This is a genomic window from Paenarthrobacter sp. CCNWLY172 (assembly GCF_037402035.1).
Classification (GTDB): Bacteria; Actinomycetota; Actinomycetes; order Actinomycetales; family Micrococcaceae; genus Arthrobacter.
Genome location: NZ_JBBEGB010000028.1, coordinates 1 through 3,291, shown reverse-complemented (window position 1 = coordinate 3,291; position 3,291 = coordinate 1). Strand labels below are relative to the sequence as shown.

The following is a 3,291-nucleotide window of genomic DNA, read 5'->3' as shown; positions in this document are numbered from 1 at the left end:
CAACCATTAAGGCAAGAGCCCCGACCACAGGTCGGGGCTCTTCCCCTTTAACCACCCAACCCCTAACCACCCACACAACCCACACACCCCACCAGCGCCTACCCCGGGCCAGCCCCTGCAGTCCGGAGCATTCCCAGATAGTGGTCAACGCTGCCGGCATCAACCACACCACTCCCGGCTGCTCGTTCTCCGCTGGCTGGCGTTAGTGCCGTAAGGGCCCGGCCGATCATGGATGGTTCACGCAGTTCGCAGGCAGTCTGGGCCATCACACACCAAGTGGCCTCCAACAAGAGGTCCCGGGGCGGATCCGATAGCTGCCGAAGTGCGGTTGCTGCCATGGTTTGGTGACCGGAGCGCAGCAACAGAAGGGGACGCACCCATGGTTCGTAGGGGCCGAAGTCCCCGTCAACCAGTTCCTCCCCGTTGCGTAGTTGTCGGGTGAACGACGCAAACGCAAGGATTCCCTCGCTGAAGCCTGGCATTTCCTCAGGAACAGGAGGCGTCGCACCGCCGTCGAGGAACGTCCAGCGGAACCATTGGGTGAAGACCGCTGCCAAGGGGCGCTCGTGCCGCACGGCCAGTTGATCCACTGCATTGGCTTCACGAAGGGCGGAATCAACGTCGGACAAAGCGCACAGGGCCTGCATCCGAATCAGACGCCCGTTAATCTCAAAGGTGGGTGAATCGGCGTCGAACGCTGTTGCTATCAGCTGCCGGCCGATGTCATCGCGGTGCTTTGCCAGGCCTGCGTAGGCGAATGCCTGCATGAAGTGGGCGCTCAGGGCAAAGCAAAGAAGGTGGCTGTCGCCTACTTTTCGGGCCAACGCAACGGCCTCGGCCGCTTCGGCCTGTCTGCTCGCCGTTCCGCGGGACTCCATGGCGATCGTCGCGAGAAGGCGGGCCCGGCTGCGGTCGCTGAGGTGGGCGGGTGGAGCCAAGGCAGCCTCAGCTGCGGCGACCACAGTGGCAGCAGCCGCGGGATCGTCTGTTCGAGTCCATATCCCGGGGACGTCGTAACCTCCGATGATTCTCGCGGCGAGTTCGGGATCGTTGAGGCCGGCGGCCGCCTCGATGGCAGCAAGACGTTGCTGACGGGCCGTCTGGAGATCGCCGGCGACCGCAAGGCTGCCCAACACCGCATTCGAAGCCTCCAGTTGGGCCCGCACGCCGCCACTGGAATAGGCGCTGGCGATCGGGGCCAAATTGGCTGACTCTGGCCGATCCAATTGTGGGTCCCGGCGGAGAATCCGGGTCTCCAGATCCGCGAGGGCGGGGCTGAGGTCCAGCCCGAGTTCGTCGGACAGCTGACGTCGTGCCTTGCGAAGCACGGCAAGAGCGTCGCCTTGGCGGCGGCCCCGGTACAGAGCCAGAGCCAGCAATCGCCATCCTTCCTCGCGCCACGGGTTGGCCGCGACATGCGTTTCCAGGATGGCCGCAGCCTCGTTTGGCCGGGCGTCTGCGAGGCGGGCTTCGGCACAGCGTTCGACGGCGGTCTGCCGCAGCCCGCTCAGCCGCGTCGCCTCAGGTACCGCCCAGGGACGCTCGGAAAATTCCTGGTATGGGCTTCCGTTCCACTCCGCGAGGGCAGCAGACAAACGTGAATCAGCGTCGGCGGGATCGGCCCCAACTGCCCCGGCTACGGTCGTTTCAAAGCGCCAGGCGTCCACCGCGTCGGCGTCGAGCCGCAACGCGTAGCCGTCAGCAACCGTGACCAGGACGGAGGCCAAGGTTCGGGGCTTCCGGTGTGGTTCAAGGATTCGCCGCAGCTCGCCAACGAAGCTTCGGATGGCTCCCACTGCTCCGTTCGGTGGCATGCCATCCCATAGTTCTTCGGCAAGGTCCGCGGTGGGAATGGCCCGGCCCCGCAGCGCGACCAGGATCGCGATGATCTCCCGATGCCTGCGCTTGGACAGTTCCAACTGGACCCCGTCAACACTCACCTCGATAGGGCCGAGAACTCGGATCTGCGGCGTACTCACGGGTCAATCGTAGTCACGGGCCCCGACAAGCAACCGGCAGAGTCGGCTGATTCGCCGCTGATTCGGTGGCGGGATAGTAGGGGAACACATCCGGAGAAGGAGACCCCCTTGACGTTGAAATTGCTGCCTGAAGCTACCTACCATCGCGTCCCTGCAGCACCCCATGTGGAACTGAACGTTGCCGTCGCGGGGAGTGGACCCGCCGTCGTACTTTTGCATGGCTTCCCCCAGACGCATCTGATGTGGCGTCACGTCGCCGCCGACCTGGCGGCGGATTACACAGTCATCTGCCCGGACCTTCGAGGATACGGTGCGAGTGATAAGCCCCTGGAGGACGGAGAAGAGACCTATTCCAAACGCACCATGGCGGCCGACGTCGTTGCAGCAGCACGGGCCCTGGGCCATCAGCGCTTTGCCCTCGCCGGTCACGATCGCGGCGCGCTGGTTGCCATTCGCGCTGGGCTGGATCACGTTGACGCAGTGACCCATCTTTTGTCACTGGACGTGCTGCCAACCTTGGACATGTGGGACATTCTCCGGGGTGCCGATGCCAAGGTGGCGTGGCACCTGTACCTCATGGCCCAGCCTGCCGGAATCCCGGAGTCCATGATTGAAGCTACGGCCGATGCGTTTTTCGCCTCATTCCTGGATGGGTGGACCGCTGACCCTGACGCGATTCCGGAGTCTTATCGGGAGGAGTATCTGAGGGCATCACGTGGGGCGGTGGCATCGATCGTTGCGGACTACCGCGCTTCTGCCGGCATCGATGTAACGCATGATCGGGCCGACCGTGAGTCCGGACGCACTCTGGAGATGCCCGTCACCGTGATGCAGCAGGATTGGGGAGCTGTGCTGGGCTATGACGCTGCCGCTCTCTGGGGCGCCTGGGCGCCTGACCTCCGTCACATGACCTTTGACGGCGGCCACTTCATGGCCGAGGAAAATCCCGGCGCCGTCAGCGCTGCGTTGCGGGAGCTGATGAAGCGCTAGGAGCCAGCGCCCGACGGCGGTTTGGTGGGGTTTTGGGGGTGGGTTTGGTGTGGGTGGGTTGGGGTGTGGGGGTGGATTTGCGTTGGGGGTTGGGGGCGTGTATTGTTTTCTGAGTCGCCGGGTGCGAAACGGAAAGCCGGAAGGTGTGTACGGTTCGGTAGGCGGCCAAAAATAACTCTTCTTTTCCAATGGCCCTGTTTGGGTGCGCTGCTTTGTGTGGTGTGCTGTGGGTGATGTTTTGGGGGGTCTGTTGTTTGAGAACTCAATAGTGTGCCAAGTTTGTTGATACCGATTGTTTTATTGATTGGTTGAAATTATGGCT

The 3,291-nt window shown here is 63.2% G+C and carries 2 protein-coding genes; one reads left to right on the top strand and one right to left on the bottom strand.

Annotation, left to right across the window (positions count from 1 at the left end; all coding sequences use genetic code 11):
- Positions 1–98: 98 nt before the first annotated feature.
- Positions 99–1,979, bottom strand: a complete 1,881-nt coding sequence (locus WBN73_RS21360; protein ID WP_337341284.1) for an AfsR/SARP family transcriptional regulator — start codon at positions 1,977–1,979, stop codon at positions 99–101.
- A gap of 108 nt (positions 1,980–2,087) precedes the next feature.
- On the opposite strand from WBN73_RS21360, the gene WBN73_RS21355 reads away from it, so the two are divergent.
- Complete coding sequence (locus WBN73_RS21355) at positions 2,088–2,969, top strand: alpha/beta fold hydrolase (RefSeq protein WP_207595230.1); 882 nt, start codon at positions 2,088–2,090, stop codon at positions 2,967–2,969.
- Positions 2,970–3,291: the final 322 nt, after the last annotated feature.